Origin of the sequence: Deinococcus radiotolerans (assembly GCF_014647435.1) — a bacterium.
GTDB lineage: Bacteria > Deinococcota > Deinococci > Deinococcales > Deinococcaceae > Deinococcus > Deinococcus radiotolerans.
The window spans coordinates 431,534-451,480 of record NZ_BMPE01000002.1 but is presented as its reverse complement, the minus strand read 5'-3'; the positions used below and the strand labels follow the sequence as shown (position 1 = coordinate 451,480).

Here is a 19,947-nt window from a genome sequence, read left to right as displayed (position 1 = left end):
CATCCGTCCGGCGCATCCTGGCGCAACTTGAGCACACTCATGTCCCGTTTTGAAGGGTAGTCAGGCAGGGATCACCTAGAATTGCGGGCGAACGCGCCGGAGTACTCGGTCAGCGCCACGTGAATTTAGCAGAGGGCCGCGACACCCCAGCCGTGGCGGTATCGCGGCCCGCTGACCCGCTTTACACGGGTTCCGTCGCGGCCAGCCGGTCGAGCACGCCGGGGTCTTCCAGGGTGCTGGTGTCGCCCTGGATCTCCTTGCCCGCGGCGACCTGCCTCAGGAAGCGGCGCATGATCTTCCCGCTGCGGGTCTTGGGCAGCGCGTCGGCGACGTAGATGGCGTCTGGGCGGGCGAGGGCGCCGATCTCACGGCTGACGTGGGCCCGCAGCTCCTTGGGGTCGACCGTGTGGCCGCTCTGGGGGAGCACGAACGCGACAACACTTTCACCTTTCACGTCGTCGGGTTTGCCGACCACGGCGGCCTCGGCGACGCTGGGGTGGGCGACGAGGGCGGATTCGATCTCCATGGTGCCCAGGCGGTGGCCGCTGACGTTCAGGACGTCGTCCACGCGGCCGATGACGGTGACGTACCCATCCGCGTCGCGGCGGGCGCCGTCCCCGGCGAAGTACACGCCGTCAATCTCACCCCAGTAGGTCTTGCGGTAGCGGTCGTCGTCGCCGTACACGGTGCGCAGCATGCTGGGCCAGGGGCGTTTGAGGACCAGCAGGCCGCCGTCGTCGGGGCCGAGTTCCTCGCCCTGGTGGGTCATGATGGCGGGCTCCACGCCGAACATGGGGAGGCCCGCGCTGCCGGGTTTGCTGGCGTGCGCGCCCGGGAGGGTGGTGAGCATGATCGAGCCGGTCTCGGTCTGCCACCAGGTGTCCACGACGGGGCAGCGTTCGCCGCCGATGGTGCGCCAGTACCACATCCACGCTTCGGGGTTGATGGGTTCCCCGACCGAGCCGAGCAGGCGCAGGCTGCTCAGGTCGTACGCGGCGGGGATGGCGTCGCCCTGGCGCATGAAGGAGCGGATGGCGGTGGGCGCGGTGTACAGGATCGTGACGCGGTGCTTCTGGATCAGGTGCCAGAAGCGGCCCCAGTCAGGGTGGTTGGGCGCGCCCTCGTACATGAGGACGGTCGCGCCGTTCAGGAGGGGACCGTACACGCTGTAGCTGTGGCCGGTGATCCAGCCGACGTCGGCGGTGCACCAGTAGATGTCGTCGTCTTTCAGGTCGAAGACGGTCTGGGTGGTCAGGTACGTGCCGACCATGTACCCGCCGGTGGTGTGCTGCACGCCCTTGGGTTTGCCGGTGCTGCCCGACGTGTACAGCACGAACAGGGGGTGTTCGCTGTCCACAGGCAGCGCGTCGTGCTCGTCGCTGGCGGCGTTCAGGGCGTCATGCCACCAGACGTCGCGGCCCTCCTGCATGGGGGCGTCGCAGTCGGCGCGGCACACGACGAGGATCTTCTCGAGGCTGGGGGTGAGTTTCGCGGCCTCGTCGGCGTTCGCCTTGAGGTTCACCAGGGAGCCGCGCCGCTGCCCGGCGTCGGCGGTGATCAGGACTTTGCTCTGCGCGTCGTTGATCCGGTCGGCCAGGGCGTTCACGGAGAAGCCGCCGAATACGACGGAGTGCACGGCGCCGATGCGGGCGCAGGCGAGCATGGCGATGGCCGCCTCGGGCGTCAGGGGCAGGTAGAGGGTGACGCGGTCGCCGGCCTGCACGCCCAGGTCGCGCAGGGCGTTCGCGGCCTTCTTCACCTCGCGCAGCAGCTGCGCGTAGGTGAAGGTGCGGACCTCGCCGTCCTCGGCTTCCCAGATGATCGCCGCCTTGCTGCCCAGCCCGCGCGCGACGTTGCGGTCCAGAGCGTTGAAGGCAATGTTCGTCTGCCCGTTCACGAACCACTGTGCGTGGGGGGGCTGCCAGTCGAGCACCTGCGTCCAGGGAGTGAACCAGTGGAGTTCCCCGGCCACGTTGCCCCAGAAGGTGTCGGGGTCATCGAGGCTCTGGCGGTAGAGGCGCTCGTAGTCATCGCGGGTCATGCGGGCCTGCGCGCGGAAGGCGGCGCTGGGTTCGATCACGCGGTTCTCGTGCAGCATCGCGTCGATGTGGTCATTGGCCTGGGTGGGGGTCTGGGTCATGGGACACCTCCGGGTGAGGGGCTGGGGCCGCCGGTGTGGCCCCGGGCGCAGGGTTGGGCTGTGTGTGGCCTTCACTGTACTCGCGTGAAGGTGGGATTCCGGGTGGGCTGCTTACGCGGGTACCGCGGCGGTACTGGACCCAGTGCAAGCAGCCAGGCTGAAAGTTGACATGCACCACCTGCGTTGCGAAGAATCAACATATGACCATGATCAGCAACGCAGCTGAAGTCGCGGCCGCTGAGGCCGCCGGGCGGCTGGCCCGGCAGATCACAGCGGAACGGGAGGCGCGCGGCTGGACGCAGGCGACCCTCGCGCGGCGCGCCGGCGTGTCGAAAGCCGCCGTGAGCCGCATCGAGCGCGGCGAGATGAGCCCCACCGCCGTCACGCTGCTGCGCCTGGCCGGGGCGTTCGACCTGACCCTGGCCGGGCTGCTCCTGCGCGCCGAGGGTGCCGGGGCGCGGGAGCACGAACGCCTGTCGCGCGCCGCGCAGCAGCCCGAGTGGCGTGACCCCGACACCGGGTACACCCGCCGCCAGCTGTTCGCCGCGCCCACGCACCCGCTGGAGGCCGTGCAGGTCACCCTCCCAGCTGGGGCGAGCGTGACGCTGCCCGCCAGTTCATACGCGCACATTCAGCAGCTGGTGTGGGTGCAGTCGGGTGAACTGCGCCTGACCGAGCGTCGCGCGCCGGATCTGACCTGGGATCTCGCGGCGGGCGACACCCTGGGCTTCGGGACGCCCTGCGACGTGACCTTCGAGAATCCCGCAGGTCAGCCCTGCATGTATGCCGTCTTTCTCGCCCGGAGGTAACCCATGACCGACGCCGTCCGTATCGAGCCGCTGGGTAACACGCCTGTCACCCTGGACGCCCTGAGCGACCTGCTGATCGCCACCGTCGCGGCTGGGGGCTCGGTCAGTTTCATGCATCCTCTGGACCCGGCGCAGGCCCGCGCGTTCTGGGCGGGTTCGCTGGCTGCCGCCGCACGCGGCGAGCGGGTCGTGCTGGGCGCGTGGCAGGGCACGCAGCTGCTGTCCACCGTCACGCTGATCCTGGACTGCCCGCCCAACCAGCCGCACCGCGCCGAGATCGCCAAGATGATGACTGCCCCAGCCGCTCGGGGGCGCGGGCTGGCCCTGACCCTGCTGCGCGAGGCCGAGGCGCTGGCCCGCGCGCACGGGCGGACGCTGCTGGTGCTGGACACCGCCAGCGAGGGCGGCGCGTCAGGCCTGTACGAACGCGCCGGGTACGTGTTCGCCGGGGAGATCCCGGATTACGCCCTGAAACCCCACGGGGGCCTGACAGGCACGCGCCTGTACTACCGGCGGCTCTGACGGCGCGGGCCTGAACCCGTGCAGCCGTTGCCGCGGCCCAACCGGACCGTTAGTGTGGGGCATGCCGTTCACAACCAGCCGCGCGCGGGGCCGTTGATGGAGCTGCCCCCGTCCCTTCAACCTTTCGAGGCGCTGCTGCCCCGCGCGCCCGGCCCGCAGCGGGTGGACGCGCTGCTGGACCTCTCGGCGCAGCCGCACCCCCGCGCGGAACAGGTGGATCTGGCCGAGCAGGCCCGCGCGCTGGCCAGTAGCCTGAACGACCCGGCCCGCACCGCCCGCGCGGAACTGCGCCTCGCCCTCCTGCAGGAGGGTCCGGAGGCGCTGGCGCTGGTGCGGGCCGCCGCGGCGCGCTTCGAGCAGCTGGGGGACGTCCCGCAGGAACTCGCGTGCGCCGCCCGGGAGGCCGAGCTGCTGAGCGACCCGCTGGAGCAGCTCGTGGCGGTGCTGCGCGCCGCTGCCCTGGCCGAGGAGACCGGCCAGCCGGCGCAGGAGCAGGCGCTGCGCACCCGGGCGGGGCTGCTCCTGCGTGGGCTGCACAGTCCGGGCCGGGCGCATGAAGCCTTCACGCGGGCCCTGGACCTCGCGGACCGGCATGACGGGCGCGCGCAGGTCGCGCCGGCGCTGCTGGCCCTGGGAGAACTGGCGCTGGAGGCCGGGCAGCCCGCCGCGGCGCTGGAACACCTGCGGGCCGCGGGACACCTCACGCACGGTGAGGGCAGCGCCGAGCAGGCCCGCTCGCTGGGGGGCCTGGGCCGCGCCTACGCCGCCAGCGGCGATCCGGGGCGCGCCGCCCGCTTCCTGGACGCCGCGCTGACCCTGACCGAGCGGCTGGACCGGCCGGACCTGCACGCGGCGCTGCTGGACGCCCGCGCTGCCGTGCACGACGCGCAGGGGGACGCGCCCGCGGCGCACGCCCTGCTGCGCCGCAGCCTGCCCCTAACGGAGGACGACTGGCCCGACCAGCACGGCGAGACGCTCCTGCGGCTGGCCGCGCACGCCGCCGCGCAGGGCCGGGCGCAGGAGGCCCGGGAGCACCTGACGTGGGCGCTGCGGTCCGGTCTGGACCGGCAGCGGCCCGCGCTGGTCGCCCGCGCCCACCTGGCCCTGGCCGACCTGGCCGAAGCGCAGCGCGACCCGGAGGAGACGGCCGCGCAGCTGCGTGCCTGGGCGGACGCCGCGCAGCGTCAGCAGGACGCGCAGGCACGCCAGGACCGGCTCGTGGAGGGCGCCCTGCGGGACGCGCAGGAGGCGCTGGCCAGTCGCCGCGCGCGGCGGGACACGCAGCGCCTGCTGGAGCACGCCGTGCAGGACGCCACCACGCGGCTGGCCGCCACGCAGCTCCTGGCGGAGCGCTGGCGGAACAGCGGCATGCGGGACGCCGAGAGTGGCGCGCACTCCCGTGAGTTCGGGCTGGAGATCCTGAACCTGCACTACACCCGCTGCGCGCGCCTGAAGACGCCGCTGTCGGTGGCCATGGTGGGGGTGGAGGTCAGCGCCCCGCCCCGCGAGGGCGCGGCCGACCTGTTCCTGAACAACGTGATGAGTGCCGTGGCGCGCGTGCTGGAGGGCCAGGTGCGCAGCATGGACACGGTGGCCCGCTTCGACCGGTTCAAGTTCCTGGTGGTCTTCCCGGATACGCCGCCGCAGGAAGCCCGGCATCCGCTGGACCGACTGATCGAGCAGATCGGCGCGTATGACTGGGGCGTGGCAGAGTTACGGGGAGCGGTGACAGTCGCGGCGGGCCTGGTGGGCCGCGGGTTCATTCAGGGACCCAATCTGCTGGTGGACGCCGCGGACGCCGAGCAGTACCGGGCGCGGCGGCAGGGGCCGAACACACTGACCGTCACGCTGTAGCTCGCGTGACGGTCAGTGTGGTGGCGTGCGGGTTCAATCGTGCGCGGCGACGGTGCCGTCCACGCCGGCGCCGGTGTACGCGCGGAACTGCATGTCCTCGAAGATGCGGTCGTCTTCGGGGGTGTGGCGGCGGGCGCCGATCAGGGTGCCCAGGTACGCGAACAGGAATCCGGCGGGAATGCTGATGATGCCGGGGTTTTCCAGCGGGAAGATCGCGTTGGCCTGGATCAGGTGGCGGCCGGTGGTCAGCGTGTCGGGGTCGATCTTCATGATGTTGGGGCTGATGGCGATGAGCAGCAGCGTGAACAGGATGCCGCCCACGATGCCCCACATGGCGCCGGTGGCGTTGAAGCGGCGCCAGAACAGCGTGAACAGGATGACCGGCAGGTTGGCACTGGCGGCCAGCGCGAAGGCCAGCGCGACCAGGAAGGCGACGTTCTGGGTTTTCGCGGCGAGGCCCAGCAGGATCGCGGCGATGCCCACGGCGACGGTGGCGAGGCGGGCGACGCGGAACTGGTCCTTCTCGCTGGCCTGTCCGCCTTTCAGGACACCGTTGTAGATGTCGTGCGTGAAGCTTGTGGACGCGCTGATGGTGAGGCCCGCGACGACCGCGAGGATGGTGGCGAAGGCCACGGCGGTCACGAAGGCCAGGCCGAACTCGCCGCCCAGGGTGCCCGCCCCACCGAAGAGGTTCTCGGCGAGCAGGGGGGCGGCCATGTTTCCGGCGGCGTTGGCGGCCACGATGGCGTCCTTGCCGAGCAGGGCGTTGGCGGCGTTGCCCATGAAGGCGGTCATGACGTAGAACGCGCCGATGAGCACCATGGCCCACACGACGCTCTTGCGGGCGTCCTGCGCGGTGGGCACGGTGAAAAAGCGCACCAGGATGTGCGGCAGCCCGGCGGTGCCGAGCACCAGGGCCAGGCACAGGCTGATCAGGTCGATGGGGTTTTTGTACTTCACGCCCGCGCCCAGGAATTCCGCGCCGTTCTTGGCTTCCACCTGCCCCAGCAGGGTGCTGAAGCTGAAGCCGAACCGGCTGAGGATCAGGATGGTCATGACGATGGTGGCGAACATCAGCAGCATGGCCTTGATGATCTGCACCCAGGTCGTGGCGAGCATGCCGCCCACCACGACGTAGATGATCATCAGCACGCCGACGAGCGGAATGGCGAGGTCGGCGCTGATGGCGCCCTTGGAGAGCAGGCTGATCAGGGAACCGGCACCGACGACCTGCGCGATCATGTAGAAGGTGCTGATCACGATGGTGCTCACGGCGGCGTAGGTGCGCACGCGGGGGTCTTTCAGGCGGTACACGAGCATGTCGGCCAGGGTGTACTTGCCGAGGTTGCGCAGCGGTTCAGCCACGATGAACAGCACGGTCAGGTACGCGATGAACCACCCGACGGAGTACATGAACCCGTCGTAGCCGTTCAGGGCGATGAGTCCGGTAATACCCAGGAATGACGCGGCGCTCATGTAGTCCCCGGCGATGGCGATGCCGTTCTGGGTGGCGCTGATGCGGCCGCCCGCGACGTAGAAGTCCCCGGCGCTGGTGTTGCGCTTGCTGGCCCAGAAGGTCACGGCCAGCGTGATGGCCACGATGATCGCGGCGAGCAGGAAGGTCACGCGCGGGCCTCCTGCGCCAGCCGGTCGAAGGTGCGGGCCTTGACCACGTAGATGTACGCCATGACCCAGCCCATCACGAATTCCGCGAAGGCCAGGACGTACCCGAAGGTGACGTTCCCGAAGACCTTCTGCGCCATCAGGGGCTTGTTGTACCCGGCCAGGACGGGCAGCAGGAAGTACAGCACCAGGAACGTCAGCGTCATGGTGAGGGTAAAGGCGTTGCGCTGCGCGACCAGTTGCTGGTACGCGGCGTTGCGCGGGGCGGGTGGAGCGCTGGATACCGTCATAACGACCTCCGGGGGAAGGGTGTGAAGCGGTGGGCAAACGAGCGGTTCGTTTGAGGCGCGAAAAAATTGTGGCTGTTGCGTTCAGCGTATCCGCAGGACGGCCCCAGCTCAATGCACCCGGTGCACGTTTCGCGTTCCCGCGCGCGGTACAGGGCGGCGGCCCATGAATTGCGAAGCGTCCCGCCAAGTTCCCACCCGGCGCCCGCTATCCTGCGGGGAATGCTCGACCTGCTGGGAAGGCCCCTGCGCGACCTGCGCATCAGCGTCACGGACCGCTGCAACCTACGCTGCACGTACTGCATGCCGGCGGACGTGTTCGGGCCGGATTACGCCTTCCTACCGCGCGCTGAGCTGCTGAGTTTCGAGGAGATCGAGCGGCTGGCCCGCGCGTTCGTGACGCTGGGCGTGCGCAAGCTGCGGGTCACAGGCGGCGAGCCGACCCTGCGGCGTGACCTGCCGACCCTGATTGCGGCGCTGGCGGCCATTCCGGACGTGGAGGACTTGGCGATGACCACGAACGGCCTGCTGCTGCCGCGGGTGGCGGCAGACCTGAAGGCGGCGGGCCTGCGGCGCGTGACGGTCAGCATCGACAGCCTCGACCCGGAGGTGTTCGGGCGCATGAACGGCCTGGGCACGCACCCGCAGAAGGTCATGGACGGAATCGAGGCGGCCCTGACGGCGGGGCTGGGCGTGAAGGTGAACACGGTGGTGCAGCGCGGCGTGAACGACGCGGGGCTGCGTGAGCTGTGGCTGGCGCTGCGCGACCTGGCCCCGGTGCGCTTCATCGAGTTCATGGATGTCGGGAACCACAACGGCTGGAATCTGGACAGCGTGGTGCCCAGCCGGGAGGTCCTGGCGCGGTTGGGCGGCGAGGCGGGGGCCGGTCACTTCCAGCCGGTGCGCGCGGAGTGCCGGGGCGAGGTGGCGTCCCGCTACGCCGATCCCGAGGGCCGCGAGGTGGGATTGATCAGTTCGGTCACAGCCCCCTTCTGCGGGGACTGTTCGCGGGCGCGGATCTCGGCGGTGGGGGTGCTGTACACCTGTCTGTTCGCGTCGGGCGGGACGGACCTGCGCGCGGCGCTGCGGGGCGGCGCCTCGGACGCGGCGCTGCGGGAGCTGATTGCGGGCGTGTGGGGCGGCCGCCAGGACCGCTACAGTGAGGAGCGTGGGGAGGCCACGGCGGCCCTGCGGCCGAAGGTCGAAATGTCGCATATTGGGGGCTGATTACCTGCAATTTGATAGGTTGGGTGGCCCCTCAGCGTGCCTAACGCTCGTTGTCCCGACCCGTGTGACAGCTAGACAAGCTTGTGTACTCTGGACACTAACCTTAAGATGAACAAGGCACCGCCCGCCAGCGGAACGCCCGGAGGGATGCATGGCGAAGTACCCGCTCATCAAGACGACCCTGAAAGACCGCCTGCTCGGCGGCCATTACGCCGAGGGGCTCCCCCTCCCCAGCGAACCGCAACTCGCCCGGGAATTTGAAGTCTCGCGCATGACCGCCCGCCGCGCCATTGACGAACTTGAACGCGAAGGCTACGTGTACCGCGTGCAGGGCGCCGGCACCTTCCCCACCGGCAAACGCTTCCGCCAGGGCATGTTCCGCGTGCGCCCCTTCAAGGAATGGGCCCGCCACCCCGACCACCGCACCACCGTGCTGCGCGCCATGCAGATCGAGGCCACCCCGGAGATCGCCATCGTCCTCCAGATCCAGCCCGGTGACCCCGTCATCTTCGTGCATCGCCTGCGCACCGCCGGGGATGAAGCGCTCGTCATCGAGAAACGCTACATCAACGGCAACCTCGTGCCGAACCTGCTCGATCACAACCTCGGTGCCGAGAGCATCCACGAGATCATGATCAGCCTGGGCGTGCCGCTGCAACGCGTCGAGCAGAACCTTGAGGCCGTCAATCTCCGCCAGGAGGAAGCGGACCTGCTGCGCGTGCCGCTGGGCACCGCCGCGTTCCTGCTGCGCCGCACCACCTACAGCGGCCAGAAACGCGCCAGCTACGTGAACTACTGGGTGCGCGGCGACCGCTACGCCTTCCAGGACACCTTCGAACCCTGAACCGACGGGGCAACGGTTACGGGCCAGGATCTGACTCCTGGCCCGTAACCGTTTCAGACCTAAAGAACGCCGCGCTCACGGGGAGCGCGGGCGTTCAGGTCCTTCTTACTTGCCGTTCTTGGCGGCGTCCACGAGGGCCTTGAAGGCCTCGGGTTCGCGCGCGGCGATGTCGGCCAGCACCTTACGGTTCAGGTCGATGTTCGCCTTTTTCAGGCCACCGATGAAGGTGCTGTAGTTCATGCCGTGCAGGCGGGCGCCGGCGTTGATACGCTGGATCCACAGGCGGCGGAAGTCACGCTTCTTGTTGCGGCGGTCGCGGTACTCGTAGGTCGCGGCGTTCAGCAGGGTCTGGAACGCGTTACGGTACTGCTTGCTGCGGGAGCCCCAGAAGCCCTTGGCGCGCTTCAGGACCTTCTTGTGACGGCGGCGACGGATGATACCGGTTTTGGCGCGAGGCATCTACTTCACTTCCCCTTCGGCAGCATGAGTTTCATGCGGGCCCATTCACTCTTGGCGAGGACGAAGCCCTTGCCTTTACCGCGGATCTCGTTGCCGCTCTTGCCGGTGTTCTGGTGACGCTTGCCACTCTTGAACGCCATGACCTTGCCGGTCCCGGTGATCTTCACCCGGCGGCTGGCCGCTTTCAGTGTCTTCATCTTGGGCATGTGCATGCCTCCTTCGTAGTCCGGTCGCTCGTCTGAGACGGCTTCCGTCTGGGGTTCGGGCCGCCTGGGCGGGCACTCACGCGCCGCTTGTGGCTGTTGGTCGCCCTGCCCCGCTTGACCAAGAGAGCATTCTACGCGGGCGTGCCGGGGGTGGTCAAGGCGCCGGCCGCGCTGAAGTCCAGGGTCGTGGACACCCGACCCGCAGGTCCGGGAACGCGCCGCGGGTGACGCTGCCGCCCGGACTGCCCTGGATCAGCGCCGGTCACGTCTCCTTGCGGGAATCCTGTTCTTCGGACCCACGGGCGCCCACAGGGGCAGGCGCTGGGCCTGAAAGTAAGGAATGAAGGGCCGCAGCGGGCGGCCTGTAGCAGACGCCTCCTGCCAGCTGCACCCTCGGCAGGAGGGTCAGCGGCTGCGGTCGCGGACGTACTCGTCGCGTACCCGGCGCAGCAATTCGGCGCGGCTGGCCTGCGGGTGCTGACGGCGCTGCGCGGTCACGCCCCGCTCGATGGCACCCCGGTTGCCCCGCGTCAGGCGCAGCAGTTCCTCCTCCAGCGCCCGCTCGGCCCGCCGCCCTTCCCCCTGGTCCGGTCGGCGCAGGTTCCGCGTGAAGTGCAGCAGCGCCCAGACGAAGCCGCACATCAGCAGGGTCAGCAGTAGCGCGTCCACGCGCCGCCTCAGCCCATCTTGATGAACATGGGGGGCTTCACGCCGATCATGCGGGCCATCAGCCACACCTGCCCCTTGTGGTGCGCCTCGTGCGTGATGATCGTGTCGATCAGCGCCGCGACCGGCATCTCGCGGCCCCCGAAGGCCGGAACGCGGCGCGACAGGTCCTCATCCGACAGGGCGCTGATGGATGCCAGGGCCCGCTCCTGCGAGTCCCACAGGCGGCCGCGCGCCTCGGTCAGCGTGGCGCTGGGTGCGGGCGCTGCCCCGGGCGCCTGGCCCTGCAGCATGTTCAGGAAGCGGTCCGCGCTGGCTGACAGGTGGTCGGACAGTCCGATGAAGCTCATGCCGCCGTCCCACGCGGCGAACGTGCCCTGCTCCTCGGGCAGCTGCTCGAGCAGGTCAAGCAGGGCGGAGCGGTGGGCCTGGAAGGTGCGGGCAAGGACGGCGCTGCGGTTCATGCCCGGCAGCATACCCAGTTGGGCCTGGGACCGGTCCATGCGGCGTGGGCGGGTGAATCCTCACGTTTCCTTCAGCGGGCCTCACGCAGCGTCAGGTGCCGTGACGAACAGTAGGAGCATGACCCTGCGTACTCTGCTGACTGCCGCTGTCCTGTCGTCCTCGCTGGCCCAGGCGCAGACGACGATCTTCAACATTCCGGCCCTGCCGCCCAAGAGCAGCGCGCCCAGCACCCCGGCCCCCATCACGCCTGCGCCGACCACCCCGGCGCCCACCACACCCGCCGCCCCGGCCGCGGGCGCCAGCACGCTGCCAATGACGAATCCCGTCCTGAGCGCCCCTCACAGCGCCAACCTGAGCGGCCCGGGCAGCCTGCGGGTGGGTCAGGCGACCACCTGGACGTTCACGCTGACGAACCAGGGTGAGCAGGCGATCAAGTTGCAGCACGGGGCGTGCGACGTGCGCTTCGAGGTGCTGGACACGAGCGGCAAGGTCGTGCGGGCCAACCCCACGGACACCGTGTGCACCATGCAGCTGGTGATCACGGACGTAGCGCCGGGCGAGACGATGGACGTGCAGGACATCCGCTGGGACGGCCGAGACAGCGCTGGGAAGGCCCTGCCCGCCGGGGAATACACCATCCGCGCGGTGTTCAGCGGCGCGGGCGTGCGCGTCATGGCGGAGGACTTCCCAGTCACCATCGAGAACTGATTCCAGTTCAGCAGGGGGGCGCGGCAGACCAACGCCGCGCCCCCCTGCCCGGTTCACTCCCCGCGCAGCTGGGCGAGTTTCACGCTGTCCCAGCGCCGGCCTGCCCACGCGCGCGCCTGCGGGATGCGCGCGCATTCCCGGAAGCCTACCCGGGCCGCCGCGCGGATCAGGCGTTCGTTGCCACTCCAGGTGGTCAGGGTCAGTACGTGCGCGTCTGTCTGGGCGAAGGTCGCCTCGGCCCACAGCCGCAGCGCCTGCGTGCCCAGCCCGCCGCCCCAGTGTCCGGGATCGAAGATCAGGACCCCCAGATCCCACCAGCCGCCGCCCGCCGGGGCCTCCTCGGCGCGGCTGACCTGCCCGATAGCAGCGCCGTCCAGCGCCACCACGCGCAGGTGCGGGCTGTCCGGGCGGCTGAGCATCTGCTCACGGTAGGCCTCGAAGGGCAGGGGCTCCTTCTGCGGCCGCCCGGCGTGGAAGTAAGGAGCGTCCCAGCGCTGCCACTCGGGGTCGCGCTCTGCGTGCAGCCAGCGGTGGAAGGTCGGCAGGTCGTCCGGCTGGAGGGCCCGCAGGGTCAGGGTCGGCATGCCGGTCAGCGTAGCGGGCGGGTGGCCCCGGGTGGGCCGCAGCTGACCACGCGGCCCGGGGGATGGACTGGGCCTTGAGCCGGCCGTCATGCGCGGCCCACCCGGGCAGGGTGAACTGAAAAGCATAACCGGTTCCTTCCCCCCAGTCACGCCCAGGGGCCTGCCGGCGCGGCCCTGTCGCCGGTTGACCTGAACGAGCCGGGCAGTCTGGACGCGCTGCTGGAGCGGATCGGATCTGCGCGGTTCGTGCTGATCGGCGAGGCGTCCCACGGCACGGAGGAGTTCTACCGGTGGCGCGCGCAGCTGACGCAGCGGTTGATCGAGCAGGGCGGCGTCGCCGCAGTGGCCGTGGAGGCCGACTGGCCCGACGCGTACCGCGTGAACCGCTTCGTACGCGGGCAGGGCGATGACCGCAGCGCACGTGAGGCGCTGGGGGACTTTCAGCGGTTTCCCCGCTGGATGTGGCGCAACACGGCGGTCGAGGCGTTCGTGACGTGGCTGCGGGCGCACAACGCCCGGCACCCGCAGGCGCAGACGGGCCTGTACGGGCTGGACCTGTACAGCCTGCACCGCAGCATGCACGCCGTGGTGGCGTACCTGGAGGAGACCGATCCGGCGGCGGCGGCGCGTGCGCGGGACCGCTACGGGTGCTTTGAGCTGTTCGGCCCGGACCCGCAGGCGTGCGGGTACGTGACGGGCCTGGGCGCGGCGGAACCGTGCGAGCAGCAGGCGGCGCAGCAGCTGGTGGAATTGCAGGGCCGCGGCCTGGACGGTGACCTGCTGGCCGAGGATGAGCACTTCTACGCCGAGCAGAACGCGCGGCTGGCGCGGAACGCCGAGCGGTACTACCGGGCGATGTTCCGGGGGCGGGAGTCGTGGAACATCCGTGATCAGCACATGGCCGAGACGCTGGAGGCGCTGGACGGGCATCTGGGGGGCGCGCGCACGGTGGTGTGGGCGCACAACTCGCACCTGGGGGACGCGCGGGGCAGCGCGATGGGCATCCAGCACGGCGAACTGAACCTGGGCCAGCTGACGCGGGAGCGCTGGCCGCGCGAGACGTTCATCGTGGGCCAGACGACGTACGCAGGGACGGTGTTTGCCGCGCACGACTGGGATCAGCCGGGGCAGGTCCGGGTGGTGCGTCCGGCCCTGCCGGGCAGCCTGGAAGCGCAGGTGCAGGCCGCCGGGCTGCCTGCCTGCTGGCTGGACCTGCGCGGCGCCGCGTGGCCGGAACAGTTGCAGCGGTTCATCGGGGTGGTGTACCGGCCGGACACCGAGCGGCACAGTCATTACCTGACCACGCGCCCGGCCGAGATGTACGACGCGCTGGTGCACTTCGCGCAGACCCGCGCCCTGACGCCACTGGATGACGGGGCCGGCGCCGTGCCGGACGGCGAGCTGCCGGACACGGCGCCCAGCGGCCTGTAGGGCAGTACTGGGGCGCCCCGGGCCGGATGCGCCTTTTGCCGGATGCAACCTCACGCGCCGGGGGCGCGTAATGGGGGCATGAGTGATGGAACTCCCGGCCCGCTGACGCCGCCCGATTCAATGCTGAAAGCGCCGGAGGCGGTGCCCAGCGTGCAGGCCCAGCAGGCACCCGAGATGGTGCCCCTCTCGCCCGAGGACCGCGCGCGGCTGGAGGCGATGGCGCAGGCCTTCGCGCAGGACGTGCTGAGTGCAGGCGCGCACAGCCCGGAATTCAAACGCAAGCTGGACGCCGTGCACGAGCTGGGCCTGCCCGAACAGCGCGCCGCGGCGCAGAGCAGCAACCGCATGCTGGACCGCCCGCTGCGGGCCACGCGGGCCGGGGCGCTCGCGGAGGGCAGTGACATCCTGCGCGGCCTGACGGACCTGCGCCGCACCGTGGAGGACCTAGACCCCAGCCGCGCGCCCACGCCGCGGCGCCTGTTCGGGAAACTCCCCGGCGGGAAGAAGGTGCAGAACCACCTCGACCGCTACCAGAGTGCGCAGTCGCACCTGAACGGCATTCTGGAGGCCCTGTACCGCGGGCAGGATGAGCTGCGCCGCGACAACGCCACCATCGAGACGGAGAAGGTGCACCTGTGGGACACCATGCAGAAGCTCCGGCAGTACGCGCACGTCGGCAAGGCCGTGGACGAGGCCCTGACCCGCCGCCTGACCGAGTTGCAGGGCACCGATCCGGAGAAGGCCCGGATGGTCAGCGAGGAGCTGCTGTTCGCGGTGCGCCAGCGCGTCACGGACCTCCTGACGCAGCTGGCGGTCAGCATCCAGGGGTACCTGGCACTGGACCTCGTGCGGCGCAACAACATGGAACTCATCAAGGGCGTGGACCGCGCCACGACCACCACCGTCAGCGCCCTGAAAACCGCGCTGATGGTCTCGCAGGCGCTCGGCACGCAGCAGGCGGTGCTGGGGCAGGTCACGGCGCTGAACGACACGACCGGGCGCATGATCAGCTCGACCGCGCAGCTGCTGAAGCAGCAGAGCACCGAGATCCAGCGGCAGGCGGGCAGCGCCACCGTGGACCCGCAGATCATCCAGGCGGCTTTCCGGGACGTGTACGGCGCGCTGGACGCCATCAGCGCGTACCGCACGCAGGCCCTGGACCGCTTCCGCGAGACCATGACCGTGCTGGACAAGGAGGTCGCGCAGGCGCAGACGTACCTGGACCGCGAACGCCAGAACGCCGCGCGCGAGGTCGCGCAGGGCCTGAACGTCACCGAGAAAGGCGACCTGAAACTCTGACCGGGATCAGAGCCGTCGCGGGCGGCCGTTCCGGCACCGGCCTGAACCGGGCCCGCCCGCATAGGTGCCCCGCCGGGAGATCCCATGACGGGCAGCGGCCATGAGTGAACTGGACCGGGACAGTGCGCGCCGGCCGGCGGAGCTGGACCCCGTGAGCCCGCCGGATCCACAGGACCGGGACGCTGTTCTGGGGTGGCTCGCGGCCCGCTGGGCGGCCCTCCCAGCCCACCCGGTCGTGCGGGTGGCGGTGGACGGTGTGGACGGGGCGGGCAAGACCACCCTGGCGGACGAACTGGCCCGCCGGGTGCAGGCGCTGGGCCGGCCGGTGATCCGGGTCAGCGTGGACGGCTTCCATCAGCCCCGCGCGGCCCGGTACGCGCGGGGGCGCACGTCGCCAGAGGGTTTCTACCGCGATTCGTACGATCTGGCGGCGCTGGAGCGCGAGGTGCTCGCTCCCCTCTCGCCGGGCGGGCACAAGCGGTACCGCGCGCAGGTGTTCGACGTGACCCGCGATGAACCCGTGACGGCGCCCGCACAGGAGGCCACGCCGGGCAGCGTCCTGATCGTGGACGGCCTATTCCTGCACCGCCCCGAACTGCGCGGTTGGTGGCATGACTCGGTGTTCCTGCGGGTGCCGTTCGGGGTGTCGGTGCCGAGGGGCGCGGCGCGCGGTCCGGGCTTCGGGTCCCCTGACCCCGCAGCGGACAGCAACCACCGGTACGTGGAAGGGAACCGCCTGTACTTCCGCGAGGCGACCCCGGAGGCCCAGGCGGGCGTGGTATTGGACTATGCGGACCTCCTGGCCCCCCGGGTGGTGGCGGCCCGTGAGCGCTGACCTGAACGTGGCGCGGGAGGTGCTGGGGCCGGGGGCGCGGTTCCTGGCGCGCGGCGCGACCTGCGTGGTCTTCACGGACGGGCTGCGGGTGCTGCGCGCCGCGCTCAGCGGTGAGGCGCGGCTGATCATGCAGGCCGAGGTACAGCGGGCCCTGGGGAGTCCGGCCGCGCCGGTGCGGGGTCAGGGCGTCACGCCGGATGGCCGGACCTGGGTGCTGGAGCCTCACCTGCGCGGGGATGACATCCCACCGGCCCCAGCCGGGTGGGCCGACCTGGGCCGCGCGCTGGCCGCGCTGCACGCCCTGCCCGGTGCAGGCTGGGGGCGCCTGATGGACCGGCCTGGACCTCTGCGGGGTGAGGCCGCCACGCCGGAGGACGGGGTGCGTTCACGGCTGCCGGACGTGTGGCCGCTGGGGCCGACGGCTCTGGCTGATCAGGCGCTGATCCGGGCCGCCCCGGGACTTCTCGGGCCTGTTCAGGGGCAGCGGGACGCGGTCCGGGCGGCGGTACGCGGTCCAGTCGGGGCGCTGCACACGGACCTGCATGGTGGGCAGCTGCTGTGGCGTGGGGGGCGGCTGCTGGCGCTGCTGGACTTCGGGGACGCGGCGCGCGGTCCGCTCGCGTGGGATCTGGCCAGCGCCGCGTTCTTCCACGGCTGGGCCGCAGCGGCGCACGTCACCGCCGCGGCAGGCGAAGTCCGGAGCGAAGACGTGGCGGCCTTCGGGCTGCTGCTGGCCCAGCACCGGGCAGCCCGCGTCCGGCACGCTCAGGCGCTGGAGCGGGCCGTGACCTTCGCGCGCGACTGCCTGCGCCGCCTGCCACCGGGCGATCTGGTGCCCCTGGCGTGACCGGTGCGGGACCTCCGGGCGGGCAGGACCGAGAGGCGCGGGCTCCGGTTCAAGTTCACAGAGGTGCAGAGGCGGACTGTTCGGCGTGAACAGGCCGCCCCTGCGCGTGCGGTTCAGTGGTTGTCAGCGCTGACGCTCTGGGTGTCGCTCATGGACTCAGTGGGCGCGAAGGTGAGGCAGTGCGCGGTCTGGCCACTCAGGCTGACCTCAATCTGCCCGGCGGTGCAGTTCATGTCGTCATTGAAGCGGCAGGTGGTGGCGTCGCAGCGGCTGACCATGCTCTGGCTGTCATTGTCCATGTGAACCTCCGTGAAGCTCAGCCTGCGCCGACCGGGCGGCCTGGACCGTGAGGCACGCTGCAAGGTGAAGAGAGGCTTCAAAACCGGAGTGTGCCACTCCACTTAGGGGAGAACACACGCCGCAGCCGGTGCCACTGGGCTTTCAGTGAGCGGCCGCCGCGGCTGAACCGGACACACGCTTCAGGTGGCGCTCACGGTTTAGTTCAGCAGTGTGGCGCGGATGCCCTGGGCGCAGGCGACGCGCCACGCGACCTGCGCGGCGTCCAGTTCACCGTGTTCGCGCAGGCCAGCAGCGACAACCTGCACCTCACTCCAGGCGCGGCGCAGCCGCGCGCGGGCGCGGCCCCGCAGGACGCTCAGGTACGCGTCGAGGGTCTCGCGCTCGTCCGGGTCGGTCAGGGCGCTGTCGAGCAGCAGGCGGGCGTCGCGGCCGGCGGTGGGGGCGGGCGTGCCGGTCAGTGCGGCGGCCTCCCCGGCGGCCAGGGCGACCATGACGACCTCCTCGGCCAGCGCGCGGTTCAGGCGCAGCGCGGCGGGGTCGGGCGCGCAGGCGTACGTGACGCCGCCCAGCGTGACCCGGTCCAGGCGCAGCGGGGCGCGGGGGTGGGCGTGGGCCAGGACTGCCTCGGCGGCCCAGGTCAGGGCGGCGGCCGCGGGATCGGGCGTGAGGGCGTCGGGCGCGTGGGGGGTGGGGTGGGGGCTGGTCATAATCCTGACTTCCGGACTCAGGATAGGGCTGGACGCGTGAGACGCATGACCCTCTGTCCAGAGAAGCGAGACCGTGCCCCCGCCAGTACAGCCGCCAGGGTCAGCCGCCTTTTGCTTCCACCTCGGCCTGCTTGGCGCCCCAGGCCTCCATCTTCGCCTCCAGCTGCACTTCCAGGTCGTGCGCGGCCTGACCCAGCGCCACGAAATCCGCGTCGGCGGGTGCAGCGCTCAGCGCGGCCTGCGCGGCCTCCAGTTCTCCCTCCAGGCGGGCGATGTCGGCCTCGATGGCCTCCACCTCGCGCTTGAGGTGCCACAGGCCCTTGCCCTTTGGTGCCGCGGGTTTCGCGCTGACTTTCGGCGCAGCGGCCAGCGCCTCAGCCTCCAGTTCGGCGGCGGTGCGGTGCTTGGCCTTGTAGTCCTCCCAGCCGGGGTACTCGTAGAACTGCCCGTCCTCGATCAGCCAGATGCGGTCGGCGAGACCCTCGATGAACGCGCGGTCGTGACTGACCATCACCAGCGTGCCCGAGAAGTCGTCCAGCGCGGCTTCCAGCGCCTCGACCATCTCCATGTCGAGGTGGTTGGTCGGCTCGTCCATGATCAGGAGGTTGTGGTCCTCCTGCGCGAGTTTCAGCAGCGCCAGCCGCGCCCGCTCGCCGCCGGAGAGGATGCGCGCCTGCTTGTCGTGCTGGTCGTACGGGAACATGAAGGTGCCCAGCAGATCGTGCGCCTCCGGGTCCTTCTGGGTGTAGGCGCGGGCCACGTCGTACAGCGTCTCGCTGGGTTCCACGCCGCGCAGCGCCTGATCGTAGTACCCCACCGTGACGCGCGCCCCGGTCAGGATGCGGGTGCGCGGGTCGTCACCCGGTTCCAGGCCCAGCAGGGTGCGCAGGAAGGTGGTCTTGCCCGCGCCGTTGCGGCCGATGATCGCCACGCGCTCGCCCTGGCGGATCTGCACGTTCACGTCCCGGAACAGCTGCCGCCCGCCGGGCAGCACCCGCGTGACGTGCCGGGCGTCCAGCACGACCTCGCCACTCTCGGGCGCGTGGAAGGTGATGCGGGTGGTGCGCTGCTCGGGCGGCGGGGCGCTCGTCGCGCGGGCCTGCATGCGGTCCACGCGAGCCTGCATGGCCTTGGCCCGCCGGGCGAGCTTGCTCATGCCCAGGCCCCAGATCTTCATGCGGTCGGCGCTGGCCTGCAGGGAGGCGATCTGGCGGCTTTCCACCGCGAAGCGCGCTGCCTGCTGTTCCAGTTCGGCGGCCAGCGTCTCACGGAAGGTCGTGTAGTTCCCGGCGTAGACCTTCATGGTGCCGCCGCGCAGGTACGCGGTCTCGCGGGTGACGGTATCCAGGAACGCGCGGTCGTGGCTGATCACCAGCACCGCGCCCGGGTAGCGGCCCAGGAAGCCCTCCAGCCACTCGACCATCACGATGTCCAGGTGGTTGGTCGGCTCGTCCAGCAGCAGCACGTCCGGGTTCTCGACGAGCAGCGCCGCTAGGCCCAGCCGGGTGCGCTCACCGCCGCTGAGGCTGGCGGCCAGGTCGGTCTCGCGGCCCCGGAAACCGAACGCGAGGGTCACGGCGTCCTTGCGGCTGCGCCGCTCAAAGCCACCGCGCCGCTGGTAGTGCTCCAGCACTTCCTCATGGTGCAGGATGCTCTCGGGCGTGCCGCTGCTCATGGCCTCGGCCGCCGCGTTCAGTTCCGCCTCCAGCTGATCCAGGTCATGGAAGGCCGCGTCCAGCACGCTGTCCACCGTCGCGCCCGGCGGGAACACCGGATCCTGCTGCAGGGAGCGCACCCGCACGCCCGGCGCGCGCTTCACGGCGCCCCCGTCGGGGTGAAGCTGCCCGGTCAGGAGTTTCAGCAGCGTGCTCTTCCCCGCCCCGTTGCGCCCGACGAGGCCCACCCGGTCGCCGGGCTGCACGGCGAAGGTCACGTCCTGCAGGACGGTCAGCGGTCCATATTCCTTACTGGCGTCCACGGCGGCAACAAGCACGCCCCGCAGTATAGGGCGGTCCACATGCGCCGCGGCGGCGCGCCCGGGCACGACAGAGGAAAACTGTCAGATTTCCCTTTTACACTGTGAAGCGATGACGCGGCGCGCAGCTTCACCCCACTCCGGACTCACGGTGAGCCC

21 protein-coding genes are annotated in these 19,947 nt (G+C 70.7%); 10 read left to right on the top strand and 11 right to left on the bottom strand.

The genetic code is table 11. The features are described from left to right. Positions 1-181 precede the first annotated feature (181 nt). Positions 182-2,140 (bottom strand): acetate--CoA ligase, encoded by a 1,959-nt coding sequence (gene acs, locus IEY63_RS08110; protein WP_229784568.1) that lies wholly within the window; start codon positions 2,138-2,140, stop codon positions 182-184. 206 nt (positions 2,141-2,346) lie between these two features. On the opposite strand from acs, the gene IEY63_RS08105 reads away from it, so the two are divergent. The 3 genes from IEY63_RS08105 (at position 2,347) to IEY63_RS08095 (ending at position 5,325) form a co-directional block, all read left to right on the top strand. Continuing rightward, positions 2,347-2,949, top strand: a complete 603-nt coding sequence (locus IEY63_RS08105) for a helix-turn-helix domain-containing protein (RefSeq protein WP_229784567.1) — start codon at positions 2,347-2,349, stop codon at positions 2,947-2,949. Positions 2,950-2,952: 3 nt separating this feature from the next. Further along, a complete protein-coding gene (locus IEY63_RS08100) occupies positions 2,953-3,471 on the top strand; it encodes a GNAT family N-acetyltransferase (RefSeq protein WP_189068461.1) in 519 nt (172 codons plus the stop codon). 96 nt (positions 3,472-3,567) lie between these two features. Beyond that, entirely contained in the window at positions 3,568-5,325 is a 1,758-nt protein-coding gene (locus tag IEY63_RS08095) for a hypothetical protein (RefSeq protein ID WP_189068460.1), read from the top strand. 33 nt (positions 5,326-5,358) lie between these two features. Here the strand turns inward: IEY63_RS08095 and IEY63_RS08090 are convergent, their stop codons facing one another. Beyond that, positions 5,359-6,951 (bottom strand): solute symporter family protein, encoded by a 1,593-nt coding sequence (locus tag IEY63_RS08090; RefSeq protein ID WP_189068459.1) that lies wholly within the window; start codon positions 6,949-6,951, stop codon positions 5,359-5,361. Beyond that, a complete protein-coding gene (locus tag IEY63_RS08085) occupies positions 6,948-7,238 on the bottom strand; it encodes a DUF485 domain-containing protein (RefSeq protein ID WP_189068458.1) in 291 nt (96 codons plus the stop codon). The genes IEY63_RS08090 and IEY63_RS08085 overlap by 4 nt, the downstream gene beginning before the upstream one ends. A 219-nt stretch (positions 7,239-7,457) precedes the next feature. On the opposite strand from IEY63_RS08085, the gene moaA reads away from it, so the two are divergent. Together moaA and IEY63_RS08075 are read left to right on the top strand one after the other, a co-directional pair. Beyond that, a complete protein-coding gene (moaA, locus tag IEY63_RS08080; protein ID WP_229784566.1) occupies positions 7,458-8,462 on the top strand; it encodes a GTP 3',8-cyclase MoaA in 1,005 nt (334 codons plus the stop codon). Between the two features lie 151 nt (positions 8,463-8,613). Beyond that, positions 8,614-9,306, top strand: a complete 693-nt coding sequence (locus IEY63_RS08075; RefSeq protein ID WP_189068456.1) for a GntR family transcriptional regulator — start codon at positions 8,614-8,616, stop codon at positions 9,304-9,306. Positions 9,307-9,411: 105 nt separating this feature from the next. Here the strand turns inward: IEY63_RS08075 and rplT are convergent, their stop codons facing one another. The 4 genes from rplT to IEY63_RS08055 form a co-directional block, all read right to left on the bottom strand. Further along, a complete protein-coding gene (gene rplT, locus IEY63_RS08070) occupies positions 9,412-9,765 on the bottom strand; it encodes a 50S ribosomal protein L20 (protein ID WP_189068455.1) in 354 nt (117 codons plus the stop codon). A gap of 5 nt (positions 9,766-9,770) precedes the next feature. Further along, the gene (gene rpmI / locus IEY63_RS08065) at positions 9,771-9,971 is read right to left on the bottom strand and encodes a 50S ribosomal protein L35 (RefSeq protein WP_046843284.1); all 201 of its coding nucleotides are present in this window, start codon (positions 9,969-9,971) and stop codon (positions 9,771-9,773) included. A 405-nt stretch (positions 9,972-10,376) separates the two neighbouring features. Continuing rightward, positions 10,377-10,640, bottom strand: a complete 264-nt coding sequence (locus IEY63_RS08060; protein WP_189068454.1) for a hypothetical protein — start codon at positions 10,638-10,640, stop codon at positions 10,377-10,379. Between the two features lie 8 nt (positions 10,641-10,648). Further along, positions 10,649-11,101 (bottom strand): DinB family protein, encoded by a 453-nt coding sequence (locus IEY63_RS08055; RefSeq protein ID WP_229784565.1) that lies wholly within the window; start codon positions 11,099-11,101, stop codon positions 10,649-10,651. A 118-nt stretch (positions 11,102-11,219) separates the two neighbouring features. Between IEY63_RS08055 and IEY63_RS08050 the strand changes: the two genes are divergently transcribed. Then, on the top strand, positions 11,220-11,810 hold the full coding sequence (locus IEY63_RS08050) for a FlgD immunoglobulin-like domain containing protein (RefSeq protein WP_189068453.1): 591 nt from the start codon (positions 11,220-11,222) through the stop codon (positions 11,808-11,810). A gap of 53 nt (positions 11,811-11,863) precedes the next feature. Here IEY63_RS08050 and IEY63_RS08045 read toward each other — a convergent pair whose 3' ends face one another. Further along, positions 11,864-12,394 carry a GNAT family N-acetyltransferase gene (locus IEY63_RS08045; RefSeq protein WP_189068452.1) on the bottom strand — a complete coding sequence of 177 codons (531 nt, stop codon included), beginning with the start codon at positions 12,392-12,394 and terminating at the stop codon, positions 11,864-11,866. 246 nt (positions 12,395-12,640) lie between these two features. Here IEY63_RS08045 and IEY63_RS08040 point away from each other — a divergent pair, with 246 nt between their 5' ends. From IEY63_RS08040 to IEY63_RS08025, 4 genes are all read left to right on the top strand, one after another. After that, positions 12,641-13,825, top strand: coding sequence for an erythromycin esterase family protein (locus IEY63_RS08040; protein ID WP_229784564.1), 1,185 nt, complete (start codon positions 12,641-12,643; stop codon positions 13,823-13,825). A 78-nt stretch (positions 13,826-13,903) separates the two neighbouring features. Next, positions 13,904-15,124, top strand: a complete 1,221-nt coding sequence (locus IEY63_RS08035) for a toxic anion resistance protein (RefSeq protein ID WP_189068451.1) — start codon at positions 13,904-13,906, stop codon at positions 15,122-15,124. Positions 15,125-15,275: 151 nt separating this feature from the next. Further along, positions 15,276-15,959, top strand: coding sequence for a nucleoside/nucleotide kinase family protein (locus IEY63_RS08030; protein ID WP_229784563.1), 684 nt, complete (start codon positions 15,276-15,278; stop codon positions 15,957-15,959). After that, entirely contained in the window at positions 15,949-16,806 is an 858-nt protein-coding gene (locus tag IEY63_RS08025) for a phosphotransferase (RefSeq protein WP_189068450.1), read from the top strand. Before IEY63_RS08030 ends, IEY63_RS08025 begins: the two co-directional genes overlap by 11 nt. Before the next feature lie 113 nt (positions 16,807-16,919). Here IEY63_RS08025 and IEY63_RS08020 read toward each other — a convergent pair whose 3' ends face one another. The 3 genes from IEY63_RS08020 to IEY63_RS08010 all read right to left on the bottom strand — a co-directional run bounded on the left by IEY63_RS08020 (position 16,920) and on the right by IEY63_RS08010 (position 19,806). Beyond that, complete coding sequence (locus IEY63_RS08020; RefSeq protein WP_189068449.1) at positions 16,920-17,105, bottom strand: DUF1540 domain-containing protein; 186 nt, start codon at positions 17,103-17,105, stop codon at positions 16,920-16,922. 198 nt (positions 17,106-17,303) lie between these two features. Next, a complete protein-coding gene (locus IEY63_RS08015) occupies positions 17,304-17,813 on the bottom strand; it encodes a hypothetical protein (RefSeq protein WP_189068448.1) in 510 nt (169 codons plus the stop codon). Positions 17,814-17,913: 100 nt separating this feature from the next. After that, positions 17,914-19,806 (bottom strand): ABC-F family ATP-binding cassette domain-containing protein, encoded by a 1,893-nt coding sequence (locus tag IEY63_RS08010; RefSeq protein WP_189068447.1) that lies wholly within the window; start codon positions 19,804-19,806, stop codon positions 17,914-17,916. Positions 19,807-19,947 lie beyond the last annotated feature (141 nt).